Annotated in this window: 5 protein-coding genes; 3 read left to right on the forward strand and 2 right to left on the reverse strand. The window is 70.1% G+C overall.

Features of this window, described 5'->3' with window-relative positions; all coding sequences use genetic code 11:
- Positions 1-55 precede the first annotated feature (55 nt).
- Positions 56-721, reverse strand: coding sequence for a ThuA domain-containing protein (locus tag ACFRCR_RS15770; protein WP_377678826.1), 666 nt, complete (start codon positions 719-721; stop codon positions 56-58).
- Positions 722-738: 17 nt separating this feature from the next.
- Complete coding sequence (locus ACFRCR_RS15775) at positions 739-1,872, reverse strand: ROK family protein (RefSeq protein ID WP_191792225.1); 1,134 nt, start codon at positions 1,870-1,872, stop codon at positions 739-741.
- 429 nt (positions 1,873-2,301) lie between these two features.
- On the opposite strand from ACFRCR_RS15775, the gene ACFRCR_RS15780 reads away from it, so the two are divergent.
- The 3 genes from ACFRCR_RS15780 to ACFRCR_RS15790 all read left to right on the forward strand — a co-directional run bounded on the left by ACFRCR_RS15780 (position 2,302) and on the right by ACFRCR_RS15790 (position 6,085).
- A complete protein-coding gene (locus tag ACFRCR_RS15780) occupies positions 2,302-3,828 on the forward strand; it encodes a sugar ABC transporter ATP-binding protein (protein WP_377678825.1) in 1,527 nt (508 codons plus the stop codon).
- Positions 3,825-4,880, forward strand: coding sequence for an ABC transporter permease (locus ACFRCR_RS15785; RefSeq protein ID WP_191797523.1), 1,056 nt, complete (start codon positions 3,825-3,827; stop codon positions 4,878-4,880). The genes ACFRCR_RS15780 and ACFRCR_RS15785 overlap by 4 nt, the downstream gene beginning before the upstream one ends.
- Before the next feature lie 143 nt (positions 4,881-5,023).
- Positions 5,024-6,085 carry a substrate-binding domain-containing protein gene (locus ACFRCR_RS15790; RefSeq protein ID WP_191797525.1) on the forward strand — a complete coding sequence of 354 codons (1,062 nt, stop codon included), beginning with the start codon at positions 5,024-5,026 and terminating at the stop codon, positions 6,083-6,085.
- Positions 6,086-6,099 lie beyond the last annotated feature (14 nt).

Below are 6,099 nucleotides of genomic sequence, written 5' to 3' on the forward strand. Positions count from 1 at the left end.
ACCCCGACGGGTCGTCGACCGTTCGTCGTCCCGCGTTGCTAGGCGCGGGGGAGCGTCACCGGGCGGCCCACAGGAGGCCGCGCTCGATCACGGTGCGCAGCCCGGGGATCTCGAGGTCGGCGAGCTGGTGCCCCGGTGCGCACACGAAGATGCGCCCCTGACCCCACCGGCGGGTCCAGACCGACGGCGAGACGACGGGGGAGCGCCACGGGGAGTCGGCGGTGGGCTCGATGGTCGTGGTCGCGAGGACCTCGTTGAGCGAGTCCGCGAGCACCCAGTACTGCTCGGAGCGCAGCGTGATCGGTCCGACGCCGGCGACGATTGGGTGCTCAACGTGCTCGGGCACGATCTCGACCGTGTGCTCGACCAGGTCGCCCGGGTGCGCGGCGAACTGGCCACCGAGCATCTGCAGGTAGTCGGTCGCCATGCGGTACGAGTCGATGATCCCGCCGTGCCAGCCCGCGAGACCCGTCCCGTTCGTGACGGCCTGGCGCAGGCCGCGCATCTCGTCGGGCAGGATCTCGCCCATGGTCCAGGACTGCACGATCAGGTCGACGCCGGCCATGTACTCGGCGTCTGCGTACACCTCGAGCGAGGACTCGACGACGACGTCGAAGCCCGATTCCTTGAGGAAGGGTACGAAGAGGTCGGTGCTCTCCTCGGGGGAGTGGCCTGGCCATCCTCCCCGGACGATCAGGGCCCGACGGTCCGGCACGCTCATGAGTCCTCCGTTGGCGCTCACGCGATCAGGGCATCGATCGCTGCGGGAGAGAGTACGTGATCGATCGCCATGGCGCTCGCACCGAGCACGCCCGCCTGGCCCCGGGCCTGGGACGTGACGATGCGCAGGTGCTGCGTGGCCAGCGGCAGCGAGCGCTGGTAGACGATCTCGCGGATGCCCGCGATCAGGTGCTCTCCCGCATCGGCGATGACGCCGCCGACCACGATCATGGAGGGGTTGAGCAGGCTCACGCACGCGGCGAGGACGGCTCCGATGTCGCGTCCGGCCTGGCGTACCGCGTGGCTGGCCATGAGGTCGCCGCCGCGCACGAGGGACACGACGTCGCCGCTGTTGGCGGCCTCGAGCCCTTCCTTTTTGAGGGCACCGGCGATGGCCTGGCCGCTCGCGACGGCCTCGAGGCAGCCGATGTTGCCGCAGCGGCACGGGGTGTCGGTCGCATTGGGCACGGCGATGTGCCCGATGTCGCCGGCCGCCCCCTGGGCGCCGCGGCGCAGCTCGCCGTCCGAGATGACTCCCGCGCCGATGCCCGTGGCGACCTTGACGAACAGCAGGTCGCTCACGCCGGGCCACGCGGTGCGGTGCTCGCCGAGGGCCATGATGTTGACGTCGTTGTCCACGAGGACCGAGGCGTCGAACGTGCGCTTGAGGATCGCGGGCACGTCGACGTCGTCCCATGCGGGCATGATGGGCGGGTTGATGGGGCGTCCGGTCGAGTGCTCGACGGGGCCAGGGAGCCCGACGCCGACGCTCACCAGGTCCTTGAGGTCGCGACCGGTCGTCGCGATGAGCTTCTCGCCGGTCTCGGCGACCCAGGCGAGGACGTTCTCCGGGCCGTCGGAGATGGCGAGGGGAGCGTCGACCTCCGCGAGGACGTTCGACGCGAGGTCCGTGACCGCGAGGCGCGCGTGCGTCGCGCCCAGGTCCACGGCGAGCACGATGCGTGCCCCGGGGCTGAAGGCGAACGTCACGGGCGGCCTGCCGCCGGTCGAGCTCGCCTCGCCCGCGGGCGCGATGAGCCCGGAGGCCATGAGCAGGTCGATGCGGGCGGCGATCGTGGACCGCGCCTGCCCGGTGATCGCGGCGAGGTCAGCCCGCGTACGGGGTTGGCCGTCGCGGAGCAGCTGGAACATGTCCCCGGCGCCGGTCGGGCGGGGGGCGAACTTCAGCAGTTCCTCGGTGGGCACGATGTATCACGGAGCCTCTCGTTGCTACGCAGTGGTGACAATCCGTCTAGCGTACTGCGATCTTCGGCTTTTGCTTGACGATCGACAAAAGCCGACCTAGCGTGTGGTTTGCTGCGGCAAGGTCGCCGGAGCCCAGCGGGAGCTCGCGCCCCGCCGGTCGAGACCCCGGAACCCCTGTCGTTCGACCGTTTCCTCCTCTATGCACCGCTCCTCGCGCCGTGTCGCAGCGGTGCGTGAGTGACGTGGGTCACCCGCCGGCCTTCCTCGGCGGTTCGGGCGGTCATGCCCACTTTTGTCGGTCACGGTGGGGTAACGAAGCGAAAGATCAGGACCTTCTGCTTGACCGCCGTCAAAAGGTCGGTTAGTTTCTCCCACATGGTCAACGCAGACCCTCAGCCCACCCGGCCGCTCCTGCAGATGCGGAGCATCGTCAAGCAGTTTCCCGGCGCCCGAGCACTCGACGGCGTCGATCTCGACATCCTCCCCGGAGAGGTCCACTGCCTCCTCGGACAGAACGGTGCCGGCAAGTCCACCCTCATCAAGGTGCTCGCCGGCGCACACCAGCCCAACGAGGGGCAGATCCTCATCGACGGCGAGGTCGTCACCATCCCGCACCCCGTGGCCGCGCTCAAGCTCGGGGTCGCCACGATGTACCAGGAGCTCGACGTCGTCGACGGTCTGACCGTCGCCGAGAACATCTACCTCGGGCACGAGCTGTCGACCGCGGGCTTCTCCAGCCGGCGGACGGCGGCCAAGAACACGCGTGAGCTCATGAAGCGCCTCGGGCACCCCGAGATCTCGCCCCACCGCGAGGTGGGCGAGCTGTCCGCCGCGGGCAAGCAGATCGTGTCCATGGCCCGTGCCCTCTCGCACGACGCCCGGGTCATCGTCATGGACGAGCCGTCCGCCGTGCTCGACAGCGAAGAGGTCGAGAACTTGTTCCGCGTCGTCCGCCAGCTCACCGGGAGCGGGGTCGCGATCGTCTACATCTCGCACCGCCTCGAGGAGATCCGGGCGATCGGCGACCGGATCACGGTCCTCAAGGACGGGCGCACGGTCGCGCAGAACCTCGCGGTCTCGCAGACGCCGACCGCCGAGCTCATCAAGCTCATGACGGGCCGCGCGGTCGACAACGTCTTCCCCGAGCGCGAGCCCGTCGCCGACGAGGCGGATGTGCTGCTCGCGGTCGAGTCGCTCGGGCTCGAGGGGAAGTTCGCGGACGTCTCCTTCGAGGTGCGCGCCGGTGAGGTCCTCGGCTTCGCCGGGCTCGTCGGCTCCGGCCGGTCCGAGATCCTCGAGACCGTCTACGGGGCGCGTCGCGCGACCCAGGGGACCGTCGCGGTCGGCGGCAAGAAGCTCCGCGGTGGCTCGGTCGCCGCCGCGGTCGACGCGGGCATCGGCCTGTGCCCCGAGGAGCGCAAGAGCCAGGGCCTGCTGCTCGACGAACCGGTCTACCGCAACATCACGCTCTCGACGTTCGGTCGCTTCGCGAAGGCGGGCTTCCTCGACGAGAGGGCGGAGCGGGCCGCGGCGAAGGAGCAGGCCGTCTCGCTGGACCTGCGTCCCGCCGGGGTCGAGCGGAACGCCCGGACACTGTCCGGCGGCAACCAGCAGAAGGCGCTCCTGGCGCGCTGGCTCGTGCACGGGTGCCGGGTCCTCCTGCTCGACGAGCCCACCCGGGGCGTCGACGTCGGGGCGCGCGCCGAGATCTACGCACTGATCCGCGACCTCGCGGCGTCCGGTGCGGCCGTGCTCGTGGTCTCGAGCGAGATCGACGAGGTGCTCGGTCTCTCCGACCGCGTCCTCGTGATCTCGGAGGGACGTGTCGTGCACGAAGGCCCAGCAGATTCGATCGACGAGCACGGCGTGCTCGACCTCGTCATGGAAGGAAGTGCCGCATGAGCGAGCAGGAGGTGGCTCGCGCCGCCGTCGTGGACGGACCGGGGCACGCCCCGAGCTCCGAGGTGCACGACGGCAGACGGTCGCGCCGCAATTTGTTCAGTGGATCAGTGGGGCGGAACATCGGCCTCGTCGTGGCGCTCGTCGCGCTGTGCATCGTCGGGTACGCGACAGCGGGGGAGAACTTCGCGAACGTCAACAACCTGCTGACGATCCTGCGCCTGGCCGCCGTCCTGGGCGTCCTGAGCATCGGGATGACCTTCGTCATCACGGGCGGCGGGATCGACCTGTCCGTCGGGTCCGTCATGGGGCTCGCCACGGTCTGGGCGAGCACGCTCGCGACCCAGACCATGGCCGCCGACACCCACTGGATCGTCATGGTCGGTGTGGCGCTCGCGGTCGGCACGGCCTGCGGCCTGATCAACGGCGTCCTCGTCGCGTACGGCAAGGTCGTCGCATTCATGGCGACCCTTGCCATGATGGTGGGCGCACGCGGCCTCGCCGAGATGATCTCCAACCGGCAGACCCAGCGCGTCACCGAGGTCGACGCGTTCCTCGAGTTCTTCCGCGCGGACCTGCTCGGCGTCCCCGTGCTCGTGTGGATGTTCGCGGTCGTGGCCGTCGCGGGCTGGTTCCTCCTCAACCGCACGACGTTCGGCCGCCGCACGGTCGCCGTCGGCGGCAACCCCGAGGCGGCCCGGCTCGCGGGCATCAAGGTCAAGCGCCACACGATGTACCTCTACGGACTGGTCGGTCTGACGACCGGCATCGCGGCCGTCATGATGCTCGCCCGCACCACGGCCGGTTCCTCGACGAACGGCCTGTTCTACGAGCTCGACGTCATCGCGGCGGTCGTCGTCGGCGGGACGCTCCTCGTGGGCGGTCGCGGCACGATCGTCGGCACCGTGCTCGGCGTCCTCATCTTCACCACGCTGACCAACGTCTTCACGCAGAACAACATGTCGACCTCGGCCCAGGCCGTCGCCAAGGGCGTGATCATCGTGGTCGCCGTGCTCCTCCAGCAGCGCTTCGCCTCGCGCGCCAGATCCGCCTGACGCCCCGCCGTCGGGGCTCTCGCACGACCGCACCGCACCGCACCGCACGACCGCACCGCACCGCACGACGGCCCCGCCCCCCGGGGCCGGACCCCAGCACGTCCCAACCAGCACCAGCAGGACCAGAATCAAGGGAGATCCTCATGTCCGCTCGTACCCGCACCTCGGTGCGTCGCCGTCTGACCCTCGCCACCGTGGCTCTCACCTCGGTCGCGCTGTTCGCCTCGGCCTGCACCTCGAACACCCCCGAGGCCGAGGAGACCGGCGCCGCCGCCGCCCCGGTCGCGTCGTCCGACAACGACGCGTCGGGCGACAAGGTCGTCATCGGGTTCTCGGCCCCGGCCGCCGACCACGGCTGGATGGGGGCCATCACCAAGGCCGCCCAGGCCGAGGCCGCCAAGTACGACGACGTCGACCTCAAGGTCGCCGAGGGCACCAACGACGTCAACCTGCAGATCAGCCAGATCGAGACCTTCATCAACGACGGTGTCGACGCGATCGTCATCCTGCCGTTCGACGGCGCGGCGCTGACCGAGGTCGCGACCGACGCGATGGAGGCCGGGATCACGGTCATCAACGTCGACCGCGAGTTCTCCAGCCCGTTCGCCGCCCGCGCCACCGTCCTCGGCGACAACTACGGCATGGGCGTGAGCGCCGGCACGTACATCTGCGAGCAGCTCGGCGACAACCCGGACGCCGTCGTCGCCGAGATCGCGGGCATCGACTCGCTGCCCCTGACGCAGGACCGCAGCAAGGGCTTCGCCGACGCGCTCGAGGGCTGCGGGCTCGACGTGAGCAACCGCGTCGCGGCCGACTTCACCGTCCAGGGCGGAGAGCAGGCCGCGTCGAACCTCCTCCAGGCCGCACCCAAGATCGACGCGATCTGGAACCACGACGACGACCAGGGGATCGGTGTGCTCTCCGCGATCGACGCGGCAGGCCGTGACGAGTTCTTCATGGTCGGCGGCGCCGGCTCGAAGGACGTCATGGAGGACATCAAGGCGGGCGACACGGTCCTGCAGGCCACGGTCGTCTACCCGTCCACGCAGGCTGCCGACGGCGTCAAGCTCGCCCGCCTCGCGGTCCAGGGCAAGTCGATGAGCGACCTCGCCTCGATGGGGGTCCCGCGCCAGATCCAGCTCTACGCGCCGGTCGTGACGAAGGACAACGTCGACGAGTACCTGCCGTCGGCCTTCCAGTCCTGAGCACGTCCCACCCC

Origin of the sequence: Oerskovia sp. NPDC056781, from assembly GCF_042789955.1 — a bacterium.
Lineage (GTDB): Bacteria > Actinomycetota > Actinomycetes > Actinomycetales > Cellulomonadaceae > Oerskovia > Oerskovia rustica.

Bases quoted from the DNA above. Each gene is read 5' to 3' on its own strand.
- ACFRCR_RS15770 (WP_377678826.1), bottom strand. From the start codon at position 721: ATGAGCGTGCCGGACCGTCGGGCCCTGATCGTCCGGGGAGGATGGCCA.
- ACFRCR_RS15775 (WP_191792225.1), bottom strand. From the start codon at position 1,872: ATGTTCCAGCTGCTCCGCGACGGCCAACCCCGTACGCGGGCTGACCTC.
- ACFRCR_RS15780 (WP_377678825.1), top strand. From the start codon at position 2,302: ATGGTCAACGCAGACCCTCAGCCCACCCGGCCGCTCCTGCAGATGCGG.
- ACFRCR_RS15785 (WP_191797523.1), top strand. From the start codon at position 3,825: ATGAGCGAGCAGGAGGTGGCTCGCGCCGCCGTCGTGGACGGACCGGGG.
- ACFRCR_RS15790 (WP_191797525.1), top strand. From the start codon at position 5,024: ATGTCCGCTCGTACCCGCACCTCGGTGCGTCGCCGTCTGACCCTCGCC.